Origin of the sequence: Bifidobacterium erythrocebi (assembly GCF_012932675.1) — a bacterium.
GTDB classification, from domain to species: Bacteria; Actinomycetota; Actinomycetes; order Actinomycetales; family Bifidobacteriaceae; genus Bifidobacterium; species Bifidobacterium erythrocebi.
Genome location: NZ_JAAIIF010000009.1, coordinates 175,589 through 192,486, shown reverse-complemented (window position 1 = coordinate 192,486; position 16,898 = coordinate 175,589). Strand labels below are relative to the sequence as shown.

Here is a 16,898-nt window from a genome sequence, read left to right as displayed (position 1 = left end):
TCCGATCCGCCTACGGAAGCGAAATTTGGCATGGTTGAAAACACGAAAACGGCGAATAATCGTTTTCGCCCCCGTATAATCGGGCACCCCAATTGGTTTTGCAATATATTCCCGGCGCCGTTTTCGAACAGTCCGCCGGCCGCCCGAATTCCAGGTGCCGATCGGTCGGATAACAGCACGCCGCAGGCATGCGGTAGTCGGGGTTTCGGGTAAAGTGGTTACGGCATTAAATGAAGAACCCGCCCTAAGCGCTGTGCGCGGGCGGGATGCATGGAGGACATGGATGCGACGTTTGGTGGTCAAAGTCCTGAAGAATGAGACCATTCTCGTTGTAGCTTCGATACTTGCGCTGATTTCCTGTTTTATCGTCCCGCCGGACAAGGAATACCTTGGCTATATTCACGCCAGCACCATTTCGCAGCTGATCTGCCTCATGATCGTGGTGTGTGGTTTCCAGCGCATAGGCGTATTCCGTATCATCGGCTCGCGTTTGCTGGAGCATGTGGGCAGCCTGAGAGGGCTGGTGGTCACGCTGGTGGCACTGACGTACTTTTCGGCGATGCTCATCACCAATGATGTGGCGCTGGTCACGTTCGTCCCGTTCGCGGTGGCCGTGCTGCTGATGGCGGACATGGGGGAGCGGACCATTCTGGTGGTCACGCTGATGACCATCGGCGCGAACGTGGGCAGTATGCTCACCCCGATCGGCAACGCGCACAATCTGTATCTCAAGGCGCTCACCGGTATGCCGGCGGGTGAGATGATGGGCATCATGGCACCGTATTCGCTGGCCGCCGTCATCCTGCTGCTGATCGTCATCTATTTCGCGTTCCCGAAGCTGCCCGTCTCCGAACTGAACAATCTGGAGACCGGCGTGCTCGCCCCGGAACGTAGCAAGCATCAGCCCGACGAGATCCGCATCACCGGTTACGGTGCCGGCTACGGCGGCTGGCGTACCGTGGTGTACGCGCTCCTGTTCATCGTCTGCCTGCTCGCGGTATCCGATTTCATCCCGCTGTGGGTGATGTGCGTGATCGTCGTGGCCACGTTCCTGTTCACCGACCGCCGCGTGTTCCGCTACGTGGATTGGGGTCTGCCGCTCACCTTCTGCATGTTCTTCATCTTCATCGGCAATATGAAGCGTGTGCCGGAGTTTTACCAGCTGGCGCAGTCGCTGGTGGGAGGCCACCCGCTGGAAGTGGCCGTGGTGTCCAGCCAGGTGATCAGCAACGTGCCTACCACGCTGCTGCTGTCCGGCTTCTGCGACCAGTGGCGTCCGCTGATCATCGGTACGAACCTCGGCGGCATGGGTACCCTGATCGCCTCCATGGCGTCGCTGATCTCCTATAAGAACGTGGTGCGCCAGTACCCCGATCGCAAGGGCCGCTACCTGGCCGTGTACAGCGCGGTGAACGTGCTGTTCCTCATCGTGCTCGTCGGTCTGAGCTGGATCATCGAATAGCTTGGGCGCGGCCCTGCGCGCGCGGATGGTCCGGAATCCGGAAATCAGCCGCGTGGAGCGCGTGTCTATTTATGCACCACCCATTATGATGGGTGTGGTTTGGCCCCGTAGCTCAGCTGGATAGAGCATGTGACTTCTAATCTCAGGGTCGGGAGTTCGAGTCTCCCCGGGGTCACGAACGAGAAGACGAAAACCCTTGGAATTGCAACGATTCCAAGGGTTTTTCCTATGTGCGCGAACCATGCGCGGGTGCGTCCCAGGTACGTTTCGTGTACGTTGACTGCGGGAGTCTGGGCAGGAGGGCCGGTCTCGCTCGATGCGATTGGCCATGCCATGCCGTGTTGTTTTTTGGAAAATCGGCTCGTCAATGCGTGGATATTACGGCCTTCCGTAAAGGTTTCTGGATATAGTGGTTGCGCAAGGAAGCATCTGCGCAGAGCCTGTAAGGGGGAAATCATGACTGCGAATACCACGAAACCAAGCAAGGTCAGGAAGGTCGCGTCGCCGCTTGACGATCCGGTCGTCGGCATCGGATTCATCGAGGCGAGCAACCGGTTGTTCAAGAAATGGCGTAGGTTCTACGGCCGCGCCAGCCGCAGTGAATTCTGGTGGTCGGTGCTGTACGTCTGGCTCATGGAGGTGCTGTTCCTGGTGCTGAGCCAGTTCTTCGAAAGCTTCGCCTTCGCCGTCTACGGCTGGGGGGTGGTCATGCTTATCCCGATGCTCGCCATATCCGCCAGGCGCCTGCACGACGCCAATCTGTCGGGCTGGTGGATGGTGGCGCCGTATGTGTGCGGTTTCGCCGGAATAGGGCTCATGCTTGCCCCGTTCATCAAGGTGATCATCGCGCTCGGCATCACCGATCCGGTGCAGTTCGCGAGCGTCTCGTCCAAGGCCATCGCGCAGCAGCTCAATGGGGGCTCGCCGCTGATGGTGCTGGCGGGCATACTGCTGGTGATTGTTGCCGTCGTGTTGTTCCGGCATTCAGTCCCCGATGACGGCGGAGACGATACCCGACACTATCGAGATGATGACGGAGGCGATCACCGACCACCAGAATCCGTTGACGGTCACGCCCACGTCGAACAGGCTGATCGCCAGCCACGAGGCAAGCCGCATGAACAGCCAGTTGATGATGAGCGCGCCGATGCCGAAGCTCAATACGGAGAACGGCAGCGCGATCGCATGCGCCACGGGTTTGATGGAGGCGTTGATCAACGCCATGAACAGGGCGAATGCGGCGATGCCCAGCACCGGCGGGTGCCCGACGACCTGCATGCCCGGAAGCAGCAGCACCGTAACGGCCACCGCGACGGTCATGATGAACCAACGGCTGATGAAATGTCCCATGGGCACCATGGTAAACCGGCTGCCGGCGCGGCGACGCTGTGAAATGGGGAGGAACCGTGCCCGATGACCGGCAGAGTCGCGACTGGTGCGGCGGTCAATCGGCGATGCCGAGATGCCGGCTGATCGCGCGGCTCACCGATTCGACGGTAAGGCCGTAGCGACGGTTCAGCTCGGCCAGCGGCACACGATCGGTGAACTCCTTGGCGGCACCGAAGGTCAGCACATGGGGGAGTGCGTCGGCGGGCATGGGCAGATTGCCGCAATAGGCCGCCACCTTCTCACCCCAACCGCCTTCGAGCTGGCCGTCCTCAAGCGTGACGATAAGACGATGATCCTGATCGATCAGTGCATGCAGCGCGTCCTCGTCCAGCGAACCGAACTGCCTCGGATCGACCACGGTGGCGTCGAACGGCAGCGAGTCGGCGACCTGCAATGCCAGCGGCAGCGTATTGCCCAGGCCCAGGATCGCCACCCTGCGGCCCGACTTCACCGTATGCCAGCGCAGCCAATCCGTGCCTTGCGCCGTGGGGCTTTCGCTCAGCGCACGGTATGCGGCGTCCGCATCCGCGGCAAGCACCGTCTCGCCGGGAATGCGAATCATGACCGGGCCCGGATGCGCGGAATCGCGGCGGCTCGGACTGGTGGCCCAGTCGAGCATGCCGAGAAGATCATGGCCGTTCGTGGGGGCCAGGCAGATCAGCCCGGGGATATTGCCGAACATGGTGATGTCGTAAGCGCCCGAATGCGTGTTGTCCGAACCGGACAGGCCGCTGAGGAACGACAGCAGCGTCACCGGCTGGCGGTTCAGCGCCATCTCCTGGAAGAACTGGTCGTAGGCGCGCTGGAAGAACGATGCCGTGGTCGCCACGACCGGGGTGCCGCCTGCGCGGGCGATGCCGGCGGCGAACGCCACCGCATGCGACTCGGTGATGCCGGTGTCCACATAATGCGCGCCTGCACGCTCGCGGAAGGCGCGGGTGATGCCGTTGGAGCCCGGAGTGGCGGGGGAGATGACGGTCAGACCCGGTTCGGCGGCGAACCGGCGTTCCAGCGCCGCCATGGCGAGCTTGCCGTAATGCTTGCGCGGATCGTCCGGCTTGCCCAGCGCGGCGTCCGGCGTCTGCCAGTGCGACGCCTCGCAGCGGCCGGCATGCGGCTCGCTGCCGGACAGGTCGCAATGATCGACCTCATGGCGGTCGTCGTTGGCCGGCAGGCCCAGCCCTTTCAACGTATGGATATGCACCACGACCGGGTGGTCGATGTCCTTCACCTCGCGCAAGGCGGCGACGAGCGCGTTCACGTCATTGCCCTGCTCCACATACCGGTAGTCAAGGCCGAACGCGTTGAAGATATTGGGCTGCGCGGTGCCGCCCGATGCGCGCAGACGGGCCAGCGGGCCGTACATGCCGCCGAAGTCCTCAGCGATCGACATCTCGTTGTCGTTGAACACGATGATGAGGTTGCCGCCCTGCTCGGCGGCGTTGTTCAGTCCCTCGAACGCCACGCCGGAACTGAGCGAGCCGTCGCCGATCACCGCAATGACGTTGCCGCTCTCGCCGGCCGCATCGCGGGCCTTGGCCAGGCCGCACGCCAGCGAGATGGAGGTGCCGGTGTGGCCGAGCACGAACTGGTCGTGCTCGCTTTCCTCGGGATTGGTGAATCCAGTGGTCTCCCCGGCACGGGCGGGATCGAGATAGGCACCGGTGCGCCCGGTGAGCATCTTGTGCACATAGCTTTGATGCGACACATCGAAGACGATGCGGTCATGCGGGGAATCGAAGACGCGGTGCAGGGCGACGGTGGCCTCCACCAAGCCGAGATTGGAACCGATATGACCGCCATGACGATGGCCGTACTCAAGCAGGACGGTGCGGATCTCGGCGCACAGGTCGGCGAGCAGGCCGGGATCGAGCGCCTTCACATCGGCCGGTCCCGTGATGGTTCTCAGCAGCCCCTCGTGCATCTGTCCTCTCCTTCTCTTGATGCGTTTCGGCATGTTCCTCGCTCCAAAGGGGACATCATACAGCCGTGCGGCTCGCACTGTCCGTGTATTCCGTAAATGCTCCCAACTTCCCCCACATACCCGTGTCGAAGCGACGTGCGAACGGCATGCGAGCAGTGCGCAAACGGTGCGCGAACGGCTCCGGAACGGGCGAGGAGCGCGGTTCGGAAAGTGCCGCGTCGGAAAGTACGAACGAGGAGTTCACAATGACAGACGGCGAGGGTAGAGTGAATGCGTATTCTCAATAAACGGAGGTAAATGATAATGAGCGAAAGCACGCCCGAAGTTGCCGTGGTCATGGGCTCTTCCAGCGATTGGGAGACGATGAAGCACGCCTGCGAGATTCTCGACCAGTTCGATGTCCCGTACCACAAGCAGGTCATCTCCGCCCACCGCACGCCGGAACTGATGGGCGAGTTCGCCCACAGCGCACGCGGCAACGGCTTCAAGGTCATCATCGCCGGCGCCGGCGGCGCGGCCCACCTTCCGGGCATGATCGCCGCACAGACCACCCTCCCCGTCATCGGCGTGCCGGTGCGCTCCCACGCCCTGTCCGGCTGGGATTCGCTGCTTTCCATCGTGCAGATGCCGGGCGGCATCCCCGTCGCCACCACCGCCGTGGGCAACTCCGGCGCCACGAACGCCGGCCTGCTCGCCGTTTCCATCCTGTCCACTACCGACGAGCGCCTGGCCAAGGCGCTGCAGGACTACCGTGAATCGCTGAAGGAAAAGGTGGCCGAATCCAATGCCCAGCTTGTCTGAAGAAACCAACGGCCGCGTCGAACGCCTGATGCCCGGCTCGACCATCGGCATCATCGGCGGCGGCCAGCTCGGCCGCATGATGGCGCTTTCCGCCCGCTACATGGGCTTCCGCGTCGGCGTGCTCGACCCGACCCCCGACTGCCCGACCGCGCAGGTGGCCGATTTCCAGATCACCGCGGAATACGACGACAAGACCGCCATCCATGACCTCGCCGTCAAATCCGACGTGCTCACCTACGAGTTCGAGAACGTGGACGCCGACGCCATCGACGAGGTGCGCGGCATAGCGGCAGCCCCGCAGGGCACCGACCTGCTGCGCGTCACGCAGGACCGCGTGAACGAGAAGCAGTTCATCAACGACCACGGCACCGCGACCGCACCATGGCGCGCCGTCAACAACTTCGACGAGCTCGACGCCGCATTGGACGAGATCCACTACCCGGCAGTGCTCAAGACCAGGTCCGGCGGGTACGACGGCCACGGGCAGACCGTGCTCAGGTCCGACGCCGACCTCGAACAGGTCCGCGCGCGCGGCGATCGTGGCGGCGGCTTCCCTCCGAGCATCCTTGAGGGATTCGTGGACTTCGCCTTCGAGGCGAGCATCCTCGTGTCCGGCAACGGCAAGGAATTCGTCACGTTCCCCATCGTGCGCAACGAGCATCGCAACAACATCCTCCACATGACCATCGCCCCCGCCGAGGTGAGCGAGAGCGTGGCCCGCAAGGCGCACGAACTCGCCCTGCGCCTGGCCAAGGGCTTCGAGCTGGCAGGCACGCTCGCCATCGAACTGTTCATCACCAAGGATGACGACGTGATCGTCAACGAGCTGGCACCGCGCCCGCACAATTCCGGCCACTACACCATCGAGGCCTGCTCCTTCGACCAGTTCGACGCGCATATCCGCGGTATCGCCGGCTGGCCGCTGGAACAGCCGAAGCTGCTGAGCCCCGCGGTCATGGTCAACGTGCTCGGCCAGCACGTGGAACCCACCAGGGCCCTGATCGCCGAACACCCGGAATGGAACGTGCACGACTACGGCAAGGCCGAAGTGCGACACGACCGCAAGATGGGACATATCACGGTGCTGACCGACGACACGGCCGCCACCGTCGAGGCGCTTGAATCCACCGGCTGCTGGGACGACCTGCGCCCGCGCGACGCCAAGGCGTGATGCCCGCGATGGTGGAACACATCGAACGGCAGACCAAACAGAAGGACGCGATCCGCGCCCAACTGGCAAGCTGCGACGAATTCATCTCCGCGCAGGACCTGCACCGCAGCCTGCAGGACTCCGGCATGCGCATCGGCCTGGCCACGGTCTACCGCCAGCTGAACTCCCTGGCCGAATCCGGGGCGGTGGACACAATCCGCCTGGACGGACAGCAGCTGTTCCGCCTGTGCGGAGACGACGCGCACCATCACCACATGGTGTGCACCGATTGCGGCCGCACGGTGGAGATCGAATCGCCGGGGGAGAGCTGGCTGCGCGGCATAGCGGAGAAGCACGGGTTCGCCATCAAAAGCCACACCATAGAGGTGTTCGGCCTGTGCTCGGACTGCCAGAAGAACCACGCCCACAGTGAATGAACTGTGGCCGAATCGCATGGGCGGAGCCCCTCGCCCCGCCCATGCACTACGCTGAGAGAGCGCAAAAGAGACAAGAGCAGAAGAAGTAGAGAGAGTCGCGGCCGCCACAGCCCGCGGCAAAGACGAGATGATGCGCCGGGTAACCGAAAGTCCGAATCGAACGAAAAGAAGCGTATGGAGCGTATGGATAACCAGGAACACGAAGTAGACAAAGCGCAAGGAACAACACGCAGGCCGTTCCCCGGCTGGCTGTACGGGGTGCTGTTCGTCCTGTTCGACGCCATAGGCGTGGGCGTGCTCGAACTGGGCGTCACCGCCACTTCGAGGGTCAAGCTCTCCAGCCCTACCATTGGCTGGGGATTCGTATCGAAGATGTGGACCGACGGCAACTTCGTCGCCGTGCTGAACCTGCTGATCTGCGGCATCGTCTACCTGCTCGTGCTGATGATCTCCAACCGCTTCTGGGTCGCGACGCCGATATACCTGGCGCTCGCGATCATCATCGCGGTCATCGAGCATTTCAAGATCACCATCCGCTATGAGGCGGTGATTCCCTCCGACCTGAACTTCCTCAAGGCGGATGCGGGCAATCTCATGAGCTTCATGCCCGCCGGCGCGCAATGGATCATCCTCGGCGCCGCGGCGGGATTCCTGGTGCTGCTCGGCCTGTGCATCTACCTGAACCGCATCGACGCACGCCACGGGCGCATGTTCCGCGCCGCCGACAGCCGCACACGCCTGGCGAACGCCGCGGCGCGACTGCTGCTGGTCATCGTCCCGGCCGGCTTCTTCGGCATGTACGCCATGCAGGCCGGCACCGTGGGATCGTGGGCGAACAACCTGAACCTCGCCATGGGCGACCAGTCCTCCATGTGGGATTCCGTATACGACGCGCAGCGCAATGGCCCGGTCGTCTCCTTCCTTCGCCAGCTCAACCCCAAGGTGATGGACAAGCCAAGCGACTACTCGGAGGCGACGATGAAGCAGGTCGCCAAGCGCTACGAGAAGGCCGCGGCGAGCATCAACGCCAAGCGCGACGCCAACCTGAACGATTCGAGCGTGGTGTACGTGCTGTCCGAATCCTTCTCCGACCCGAGCCGTGTGCCCGGTCTGAAGGTGAACAAGGACTCCATGCCGAACATCCGCAAGATCAAGGAGAACACCACTTCCGGCTACATGCTGTCGTCCGGCTACGGCGGCGGCACCGCCAACCTCGAATACATGGGTCTGACGGGCATGAGCATGGCCAACTTCGACTCCTCGCTGTCGAGCCCCTACCAGCAGCTGGTGCCCAACCAGCATTGGACGCCGACGATCAACCAGCTGTGGGGAGCGCCGAAGAACTCGATCGGCGTGCACCCGTACGAGTCCTCGATGTACTCGCGCGCCACCAACTACAAGAAGTTCGGGTTCGCCCACTTCTACACGCTGACCGGGCCGGACATCATCTCCCACCAGGACAAGCTGGGCACCAGCCCGTACGTCTCCGACAAGGCCGCCTACACGAGCACCCTGGAACAGCTGCGCAAGACCAAGTCCAGCCAGTTCATCCAGCTCATCACCATGCAGAACCACATGCCGTACCACGACTGGTATCCGAACAACGAGTTCACCGCCCAGTCCACCACCGGCACCGCGTTGGGCAAGAACGAGCAGGAATCGATCCAGACCTACCAGAAGGGCGCGTCCATCACCGACGAGGAGACCCTGAAGTTCCTCAAGCAGCTGGACAAGATCGACAAGCCCATCACCGTAGTCTTCTACGGCGACCACCTGCCCGGCATCTATTCGACCGCCAGCGAGGATTCGAACAACTCGCTCGCCCTGCACTTGACCGACTACTTCATCTGGTCGAACAAGGCCTCCGCGTCCCAGGGCACGAAGATCGCGAATAGCAAGTACACCTCGCCGAACTTCTTCATGGCCCAGGCCGCCGAGCATATGGACGCTAAGGTCTCGCCGTTCATCGCCTTCCTGACGCGGATGCATCAGAAGATCTCCGCCATGGAGCCGCCGGTGGTCAACCAGATCCAAGGCTGGCAGCGCATCCCCGAAGGTCAGAGCCTGTATCTGGATGCCTCGGGCAAGCCGATGGCCGCAAGCGACTTCGACAAGGAGACCAAGCAGCTGGTCGAGGACTACAAGCTGATCCAGTACGACATCACCACGGGCCATAACTATCTGAAGGATCTCGGGTTCATGGACCTACCGAAGAACTGACGGGTTCTGCGGCATTCGGCTGTGCCGACGGCGATGCCGCGCCTGCCGTGATGACAAGGGGCGATTGGGAGCACGGACTTCCGGTCGCCCCTTGTCGTATGCCGTGTGCCTTTGCGGAGAGTGGGACGAGACGATACAAATGTAAGGCACGCCGACAAGTCAATCGTTTTATCAGCGGTATGCTGGTGACGGAACGAAGCATTGTGTCAACACGCTCGTGGGCGACGAGGGTCACGGGCATCTTGGCGCGCGGAATGACGATTGGAAAGAGGGGAGAGCCCATGGGGGCACGGATCACGCTGAAGGACGTCGCGGCGGCCGTCGGCGTATCGCCGGCGACGGTCTCGTTGGTGCTCAACGGCAGGCCGGTGCGTATTTCCGACGAGCGGCGCGAGCAGATAGTGAAGGTCGCCGCATCCATGCACTATCAGCCTAATCAGACGGCCAGGGCCTTAGTTACCAAACGTTCGAACATGGTGGGGCTGGTGGTCCCGGACATCGAGAACATGTTCTTCTCATCGCTGTTCAAGGCCTTGGAGGATGTGGCCATACGCGACGGGTATTCGGTGATCGTGGCCAACAGCGACGATTCGCGCGATCGTGAGCATTCGCTGATCTCCGGCGTGGCGACCCGTGGCATCGACGGCCTGTTTCTGGTGCCGGCCCTGGAATCCTGCGCGCAGGAGGGCGCATTGCGCCGCGACGTGGAGGAATGCCCGTGCCCGGTGGTGTTCGTGGATCGTCTGGTCGATTCCGGCTATTGCGACGGTGTGGGCGTGGACAACGAGGAAGGCGGCAGGCTGGCCGCCGAAGCGCTGCTCGCCTCGCTGAAAGGCGTGGCGCCGGAGGAGCGCGGGCGCATAGGTTGCGTGTGCGTGAAGAGACCGGATGGCATGTCCGACCAGCGCCTCCAGGGGTTCGCCGACGCATTGGCGAAGGCCGGTGTGCCGCTTGACGACGACTGTATCGTGATGGGGGATTACCGGTATTCAAGCGGATACGATGCCGCCGACCGTCTGCTGGACGCCGGGGTGCGGGCCGTGTTCTGCGCGAACGATCTTATGGCCATGGGATTGCGCAGGCGCGTGGAGGAACGTGGGCTTCGCGTGCCCGAGGACATCTCGATCGTGGGATATGACGACGTGCTGCCCCGCTTCGGCCTGCTCAACGACCTGACCACCGTCTCGCAGAACGTGGACGCGCTGGCTGCGGAATGCTGGTCCGTGCTGAAGGAACGGTTCGCGCACCCGAAGGCGGCGGCGCGGATGAGCAGGATCCGCCCTCATCTGGTCTCTCGGGCGACCGTACGCGGGCTGTAGGGGCGTATGACAGGGCGGTAGAGCGCCGATGGGGGCTGGCGGATTCGCCGATGCCGCCGTTGTTTCTTCTTTGATTTCACGAAGCGACACGCGGCATATTTTGAAACATTGATAAAACGTTTTATCATACTTGGTATGTCACGGCGTTTTTCCGAAAGCGTAAGTGACTTGAAGCCATCAATGTTGAAAGGCGGAACGCATGAAGAAACTCATCCTTGATCTCGACACCGGTGTTGACGACGCCCTGGCGATCTCATACGCGCTTGGCAGCCCCGAAGTCGAACTCATCGGCATCACCGGGACCTACGGCAACGTGCTCGTGGAACAGGGCGTGCGCAACGCGCTCGCCGTCACCGACCTGCTCGGACACCCGGAAGTCAAGGTCTACCAAGGCCTGCCGCACTCCAGCACCACCGACTCCTTCTCCGTTCTGCCGGTATCGGCCTTCATCCACGGCGAGAACGGCATCGGCGACGTGGACATCCCCGACTCCAACCGATCCGTGGAAAGCGAACCCGCGGTCGACTTCATCATCGACGCGGTGAAGACCTACGGCAAGGACCTCATCTACGTGCCGACCGGCCCGATGACCAACATCCAGGCCGCCCTGAAGAAAGCGCCGGAAATCAAGGACGAGATCGGCGGCATCGTGCTCATGGGCGGCGCGCTCACCGTGCCCGGCAACTGCAACGCCTGCATGGAGGCCAACATCTCCCAGGACCCGGAGGCGGCCGACTACCTGTTCCGCTCCGGAGCCCCGACCACCATGATCGGCCTCGACGTGACGCTCCAGACGCTGCTCACCTACAAGGAGACCAAGCGCTGGCGCGACTTGGGCACCAAGGCCGGCACATTCCTCGCCGACATGACCGACTTCTACATCAAGGCCTACGAGACCACTTCCCCGAACCTGGGCGGATGCGGCCTGCACGACCCGCTCGCCGTGGGTGTGGCCGTCGACCCGACGCTCGTCACCACCCTGCCGATCAACATGAAGGTCGACCTGGAAGGACCCACCCGCGGCCGCACCATCGGCGACGTGGACAGGCTCAACGACCCCGTCAAGACCATGAAGGTCGCCGTCGGCGTCGACGTGCCGAGGTTCCTCGACGAATTCATGACCCGCATCACCAACCTGGCGAAGAACGCCAAGTGACGCACCGCGGTAGATAACGGCAATCATCAACGAAAAGAGAGAACAATCATGACCACTGAGACTACGGCAGTCGCGGCAAAGGATCCGTTCGATGATCCGGTCACCAGCAACAAGATGGCCGTGCGCGCGCTGATCCCGCTGCTCATCACCTTCGTACTCGGCACCCTGTGCCTGCAAGGATTCAATCTGGTGTTCCAGCAGGTCGGCGCCGACGTCGGCTCCCCGAACCAGGCGTCCCTCATCACCGCGTTCCCGAGCATCGTGCTCGGCATCGTGTGCTTCATCTACGGCTCGCTGGGCGACTTCGTATCGCTGCGCAAACTCGTCACTGTCGGCCTGGTGACCCTGTTCGTCGGTTCCCTGTTCGGCTTCGTCGCCAACTTCTTCTTCACCGCGAACCTGTGGACCGTCATCATCGCGCGCGTGCTGCAGACCGCAGGCGAGCAGGTGGCCGGCTCCGCCTTCCTCGTGGTGGCGACCAAATACCTGCGCAACGATCTTAAGGTGATCTTCTTCGGCCTGTTCACCGCCGCCTACCAGCTGTCCGCATCCATCGGCGTCTTCGCCGCCGGCATGCTCAGCTCCATCGCCTGGCAGTACCTGTTCCTGATCCCGTCCGTCACCATCCTGTTCTTGCCGATCCTGCTCAAGACCCTGCCGTCCAAGAGCGGCAACGGTCAGAAGGTCGATGGCTTCGGCTTCGTGATCTTCGGCTTCGCCACCGCGTTCCTCACCCTGTTCTTCTCCTACATGGCATGGTGGATGCTTGCGGTGTCCGTGATCCTGTACGTGGCGTTCGGCTTCTACATCAACAAGGCCTCCAACCCGTTCATCACCCCCGCGTTCTTCAGGAACACCCGCTGGCTGCGCGCCATCAGCCTCATCCTCGTGTTCTACTTCGTGAACTACGCGCTGAGCCCGATCTTCAACGCCATCGGCACGAACATCTACCACATGACCACCACCCAGGTCTCCCTGCACATCGTGTGGGCCTTCGTGGTCGCCGCCATCGTGGGCACCTGCTCCGGCATGATCGTCGGCAAGATCGGCATCAAGGCCGGCCTGGTGACCGCCGGAACCCTCATGTTCATCGGCTGGACCGGCGCCGCGTTCAGCGTGAACAGCGGATTCGTGGTCCTGACCGTGTGGGCCTGCGTGTTCTACGCCGGCTGCGGCATGATGTACTCGCCGATCGTCTCCACCGTGCTGGGCACCATCGAGAAGGACGAATCCGGCCGAGGCGTGGGCATGAACGATCTGGCCATGAACGTCTCGCCGTCCATCGGCATCGCCATCATCGGCAGCCTGCTCGGCTCCAACGCGCTCGCCGGCCACTCCGTCACCGGCGCCACCGGCGTGGCGGCCAACTACTCCAACCTGATGCTGATCGCGGCCGGCACCGCGCTGCTCGGCCTGATCGTGTTCTTCGTCTTCAAGAAGAAGATCTACGAAGGCAACCACGCGTTGGAGAACGACAAGGCGAAGGCCGAGTAAGCCCATAAGCCCATACGGACTCACTGGCGAATTCCCGGGCCGGTACCGGAGCCATGGCCCGGCCCGGGGCTCGCATCTCTCCCGAACCCTGTAATACGCGACAACCTACAGACACAGTCATCGAAGGAAGGCAATCATGAGCGCAACCGAAATCCTCTCCGCGTTGGACCGCATCCACGGCACCGTGTCCGTGATCGGATCCATGAACGCCGACTACACCGTCACCGCGCAGCGCCTGCCCGGGCCGGGGGAGACCATCACCGGCGGGCCGCTGCAGCTGCTGCCCGGCGGAAAATCAGGCAATCAGGCGGCCGCGGCGGCCAAGATAGGCGCCACCGTGCGTATGTTCGGTGCGGTCGGTTCTGACTCCAACGCCGACTTCCTGCTGGAACAGCTCGAAAACGCCGGCGTCGACGTGTCGAACGTTCGCCGCGTGCTGGGACCGAGCGGAACCACCGTCATCGTGGTGGACGCCGACGGCGAGAACATCATCGTGTACTCGCCCGGCTCCAACGCACAGGTCACCGTCGACTACGTGCAGTCCATGAAGGACGAGCTCGTCTCGTCCAGCGTGCTGGGACTGTGCTTGGAAAGTCCCATCGAAACCGTCACCGCGGCTGCGCGCATGTGCCACGAAGCCGGGGTGAAGGTGCTGCTGAACGATTCCCCGTTCACCCCCACGATCCCGGCCGAACTCATCGAGGCCTCCGACGTGCTGCTCGTCAACGAGCATGAGATGGCGCAGCTGCTGGGCATCGACGAGCCCGACAACGACGATTGGGACGGGTTCGACTGGGAGAACGCGGCTGACCGCATGGCCGAATACGGCTTCAAGGAGGCGATCGTCACCCTGGGCGGCGACGGTTCCGTGGTGCTCGACACCGCGGCACAGCCGGGGCAGCGCGTCGTGCGCATCGCGCCGGTGAAGATCGATGCCGTCGACACCACCGGCTGCGGCGACTCCTTCATGGGAACCGTGCTTGCGGGCCTGGCCTCCGGCTTCAGCCTGCAGGACGCCGCAAGGCTCGCCTCGTACGTGTCCGCCTACGCCGCCACCGGTTACGGCGCGCAGGCGTCGTACGGCACCGCGGCACAGATCAAGGCGAAGTTCGCCTGATTTAGGCCCCGATTCGCGTAAGCCCGTCGTCCGTGGCAAGAAGCCGTGGACGGCGGGCTTTTCCATATGCAAGGCCCGGCTATATCCCAGATGCCATACACTAAGGAAACGGAAGGGAGAAGGGTATGGCACTTACCGAACGCGAACGGCAGATTCTGGAGAAGATCGAGCAGAATCCAATGATCAGTCAGAACGACCTGGCGCAGCTGTGCGGCATCACCCGCTCCGGCGTGGCCGCGCACATCTCCAACCTGATGAAGAAGGGGTATATTCAGGGCAAGGGCTATGTGCTTACTCCGCCACGGTATGTGGCCGTTATCGGGGCGATCAACATGGACGTGTACGGCATCGCCGACAACGACGTGGTGGGGGAGAGCTCCAACGTGGGCAGCATCGTCTCGGCGGTAGGCGGTATTGCCCGCAACGTTTGCTACAACCTGGGGCATCTCGGCGTGCGCAACTATCTCATTTCCGTCTACGGCGACGATGAGGAGGGTGAGAACGTGCGCAGCGACTCCTTCGCCAACGGCATTGACATCACGTACTGCAAGCAGTTCTCGAACTCGTCCACGTCACGATACCTATCGGTGGTGGATGCGAATGGGAAGCAGATCGTTGCCCTCGACGATATGAAGATCAGCGAGAACATTACCCCAGAGTTTCTGGAACAACGTGAACAGATAATCATCAACGCCGAGGCGGTGGTGATTGATTCGAGCCTGCCGCCGCAGACGATCGCATGGGTGTGTTCCAAGGTGAGTAGGCCTATTTTCGCGCGTGTGGTGTCCGTCAACAAGGCGACGCGGCTGCTGCCGGTGCTTGACCATGTCGATACGCTGGTGCTGAGCGAGGCGGAATCACGCCTGGTCTCTGGAATCGCGGTGCATGATGAGCAGACGGCGCATGTGTGCATGGAAGCGCTTGCCAAAACCGGTGTGAAGCATACGCTGATGTTCGTGCAGGGCGTTGGTCTGATATATCGGGGTGATGATGAGACGGTGACGGTGCCGTTGCCGGAAAGCGCATCGCATGCGATGAGGTATGAGAACGGTGCCGCATCCGGCGCGATGAGCGCATTGCTGTGGGCTCGCATGGAGGGACGTGACGATTCGCAGAGCGCGCATCTGGCGGCGGCAGCAGCGGCGTTGAGCATGAGACAGGTGACCTCGGTGTTCCCCGAGATTAATGCGCGTGTGTTGCTTGAACATGCAGGATTAGGTGCGTAAGAAGGCTATTCCACAGGAAGTTGATGGCGCCGTGTGCCTGATGGCACACGGCGTTTTTCTTGTATTTTGCAGGGCATCGACGCAACACGCACTAAACATAAGTTGACGGTTATAAACATATGTTGTATCTTGAATTCAAGATAAAACGTTTCAGCAGTGCATCGAAGTTGATGCACTCAGAACACAGGAGGAAAATATCCATGGCGGATATGTCTTCTACCACAATGCCGAGCGACCGCTACGTCGTGGTCATCGGCGGCATGAACATGGACATCTGCGGGCGTCCGAACGACACCGTGGTCAACCGCGACTCCAATCCTGGGGTCGTGAGCCTGTCCGCAGGCGGCGTTGGTCAGAACATCGCACAGAATATGGCGCATCTGGGCATGCCTACTTATCTCATCACCGTGTACGGTGACGATGAGAACGGCAAAACGCTCGCCGAATGCTGCCGCAAGAACAACATCCATCTCGATTACGCCGAACAGATGAAGGGGCGTCGCTCCTCCACATACATGTTCATCACCGACGAGACCGGCGATCTGCTGGTGGCGGTCAACGACATGGACATCTGCAAGGAGATCAATCCCGAATTCCTTGAGCAGCGTCTCGATTTCATCAACAACGCCGCCATCTGCCTGCTCGACGCCAACCTCGAAGAAGAGACCATGGCCTGGATCGGCGAGCATGTGACCGCCCCGCTGTTCGGAGATACCGTCTCCACCATCAAGGCACACCGCTTCGATCCCATCTTGGACAAGATGACGGTGCTCAAGCCCAACGACCTTGAGGCCTCCGTACTGACGGGCATCGGCATCGCCGACCAGTACTCCGCCGGAGCTGCCGCCAAGACGCTGCTCGACAAGGGTGTGAAGAACGTCTTCATCTCCCTGGGCGCCAACGGCATCCTGTGTGCCAGCCACAACAACGGCCAATACCGCTTCGAACACGTGCCGCCGTACCGCACCAACATCGCCACGGCCAACGGCGCAGGCGATTCCGGCATGGCCGCCATCACCTGGAGCTACTTCGACGACCCCGACCGGGACATCAAGGAGGTTGGGCGCATCGCCCAGGCCGCATCCAGTATCGCACTGGAATGCACCAAGGCCGTACCGGACATCACCGTCGAGCGCATCTACGAGAAGATGAACGGCGAGACTGAGCCGCTCGTCGGCTGAACCCCAATACCAAACCAACAAA

At 62.2% G+C, this 16,898-nt stretch carries 13 protein-coding genes, 1 tRNA gene and 1 pseudogene; 13 read left to right on the top strand and 2 right to left on the bottom strand.

The window, feature by feature from the left end; genetic code table 11:
- Positions 1-283 precede the first annotated feature (283 nt).
- The 3 genes and pseudogenes from G1C98_RS06630 to G1C98_RS09480 form a co-directional block, all read left to right on the top strand.
- On the top strand, positions 284-1,462 hold the full coding sequence (locus tag G1C98_RS06630; protein ID WP_169080438.1) for an anion transporter: 1,179 nt from the start codon (positions 284-286) through the stop codon (positions 1,460-1,462).
- Between the two features lie 101 nt (positions 1,463-1,563).
- Positions 1,564-1,637 (top strand) — tRNA-Arg (locus tag G1C98_RS06625).
- Between the two features lie 53 nt (positions 1,638-1,690).
- A pseudogene (locus tag G1C98_RS09480) lies at positions 1,691-2,296 on the top strand (DUF805 domain-containing protein); the annotation flags it as partial.
- Positions 2,297-2,446: 150 nt separating this feature from the next.
- Here G1C98_RS09480 and G1C98_RS06620 read toward each other — a convergent pair.
- Both G1C98_RS06620 and G1C98_RS06615 read right to left on the bottom strand, forming a co-directional pair.
- Positions 2,447-2,812, bottom strand: coding sequence for a phage holin family protein (locus tag G1C98_RS06620; RefSeq protein ID WP_169080505.1), 366 nt, complete (start codon positions 2,810-2,812; stop codon positions 2,447-2,449).
- A 94-nt stretch (positions 2,813-2,906) separates the two neighbouring features.
- Positions 2,907-4,808 carry a 1-deoxy-D-xylulose-5-phosphate synthase gene (locus G1C98_RS06615; protein ID WP_169080436.1) on the bottom strand — a complete coding sequence of 634 codons (1,902 nt, stop codon included), beginning with the start codon at positions 4,806-4,808 and terminating at the stop codon, positions 2,907-2,909.
- Positions 4,809-5,078: 270 nt separating this feature from the next.
- Between G1C98_RS06615 and purE the strand changes: the two genes are divergently transcribed.
- From purE to G1C98_RS06565, 10 genes are all read left to right on the top strand, one after another.
- Positions 5,079-5,576 carry a 5-(carboxyamino)imidazole ribonucleotide mutase gene (purE, locus tag G1C98_RS06610; RefSeq protein WP_169080435.1) on the top strand — a complete coding sequence of 166 codons (498 nt, stop codon included), beginning with the start codon at positions 5,079-5,081 and terminating at the stop codon, positions 5,574-5,576.
- Positions 5,560-6,747: a 5-(carboxyamino)imidazole ribonucleotide synthase gene (purK, locus tag G1C98_RS06605; RefSeq protein WP_169080433.1), complete on the top strand. Its 1,188-nt coding sequence runs from the start codon at positions 5,560-5,562 to the stop codon at positions 6,745-6,747. The genes purE and purK overlap by 17 nt, the downstream gene beginning before the upstream one ends.
- Positions 6,748-6,755: 8 nt before the next feature.
- The gene (locus G1C98_RS06600; RefSeq protein WP_169080431.1) at positions 6,756-7,163 is read left to right on the top strand and encodes a Fur family transcriptional regulator; all 408 of its coding nucleotides are present in this window, start codon (positions 6,756-6,758) and stop codon (positions 7,161-7,163) included.
- 183 nt (positions 7,164-7,346) lie between these two features.
- Entirely contained in the window at positions 7,347-9,383 is a 2,037-nt protein-coding gene (locus tag G1C98_RS06595; RefSeq protein ID WP_169080429.1) for an LTA synthase family protein, read from the top strand.
- Positions 9,384-9,664: 281 nt separating this feature from the next.
- Positions 9,665-10,702 carry a LacI family DNA-binding transcriptional regulator gene (locus tag G1C98_RS06590; protein ID WP_169080427.1) on the top strand — a complete coding sequence of 346 codons (1,038 nt, stop codon included), beginning with the start codon at positions 9,665-9,667 and terminating at the stop codon, positions 10,700-10,702.
- 199 nt (positions 10,703-10,901) lie between these two features.
- Positions 10,902-11,858 carry a nucleoside hydrolase gene (locus G1C98_RS06585; protein WP_169080425.1) on the top strand — a complete coding sequence of 319 codons (957 nt, stop codon included), beginning with the start codon at positions 10,902-10,904 and terminating at the stop codon, positions 11,856-11,858.
- A gap of 48 nt (positions 11,859-11,906) precedes the next feature.
- Positions 11,907-13,352, top strand: coding sequence for an MFS transporter (locus G1C98_RS06580; RefSeq protein ID WP_169080423.1), 1,446 nt, complete (start codon positions 11,907-11,909; stop codon positions 13,350-13,352).
- A gap of 136 nt (positions 13,353-13,488) precedes the next feature.
- Positions 13,489-14,469 (top strand): ribokinase, encoded by a 981-nt coding sequence (locus G1C98_RS06575; RefSeq protein WP_169080421.1) that lies wholly within the window; start codon positions 13,489-13,491, stop codon positions 14,467-14,469.
- Positions 14,470-14,594: 125 nt separating this feature from the next.
- On the top strand, positions 14,595-15,695 hold the full coding sequence (locus tag G1C98_RS06570; protein ID WP_169080419.1) for a PfkB family carbohydrate kinase: 1,101 nt from the start codon (positions 14,595-14,597) through the stop codon (positions 15,693-15,695).
- A 209-nt stretch (positions 15,696-15,904) separates the two neighbouring features.
- Positions 15,905-16,876, top strand: a complete 972-nt coding sequence (locus G1C98_RS06565; RefSeq protein ID WP_240944944.1) for a carbohydrate kinase family protein — start codon at positions 15,905-15,907, stop codon at positions 16,874-16,876.
- Positions 16,877-16,898 lie beyond the last annotated feature (22 nt).

Bases quoted from the DNA above. Each gene is read 5' to 3' on its own strand.
- G1C98_RS06630 (WP_169080438.1), top strand. From the start codon at position 284: ATGCGACGTTTGGTGGTCAAAGTCCTGAAGAATGAGACCATTCTCGTT.
- G1C98_RS06620 (WP_169080505.1), bottom strand. From the start codon at position 2,812: ATGGGACATTTCATCAGCCGTTGGTTCATCATGACCGTCGCGGTGGCC.
- G1C98_RS06615 (WP_169080436.1), bottom strand. From the start codon at position 4,808: ATGCCGAAACGCATCAAGAGAAGGAGAGGACAGATGCACGAGGGGCTG.
- purE (WP_169080435.1), top strand. From the start codon at position 5,079: ATGAGCGAAAGCACGCCCGAAGTTGCCGTGGTCATGGGCTCTTCCAGC.
- purK (WP_169080433.1), top strand. From the start codon at position 5,560: ATGCCCAGCTTGTCTGAAGAAACCAACGGCCGCGTCGAACGCCTGATG.
- G1C98_RS06600 (WP_169080431.1), top strand. From the start codon at position 6,756: ATGGTGGAACACATCGAACGGCAGACCAAACAGAAGGACGCGATCCGC.
- G1C98_RS06595 (WP_169080429.1), top strand. From the start codon at position 7,347: ATGGATAACCAGGAACACGAAGTAGACAAAGCGCAAGGAACAACACGC.
- G1C98_RS06590 (WP_169080427.1), top strand. From the start codon at position 9,665: ATGGGGGCACGGATCACGCTGAAGGACGTCGCGGCGGCCGTCGGCGTA.
- G1C98_RS06585 (WP_169080425.1), top strand. From the start codon at position 10,902: ATGAAGAAACTCATCCTTGATCTCGACACCGGTGTTGACGACGCCCTG.
- G1C98_RS06580 (WP_169080423.1), top strand. From the start codon at position 11,907: ATGACCACTGAGACTACGGCAGTCGCGGCAAAGGATCCGTTCGATGAT.
- G1C98_RS06575 (WP_169080421.1), top strand. From the start codon at position 13,489: ATGAGCGCAACCGAAATCCTCTCCGCGTTGGACCGCATCCACGGCACC.
- G1C98_RS06570 (WP_169080419.1), top strand. From the start codon at position 14,595: ATGGCACTTACCGAACGCGAACGGCAGATTCTGGAGAAGATCGAGCAG.
- G1C98_RS06565 (WP_240944944.1), top strand. From the start codon at position 15,905: ATGTCTTCTACCACAATGCCGAGCGACCGCTACGTCGTGGTCATCGGC.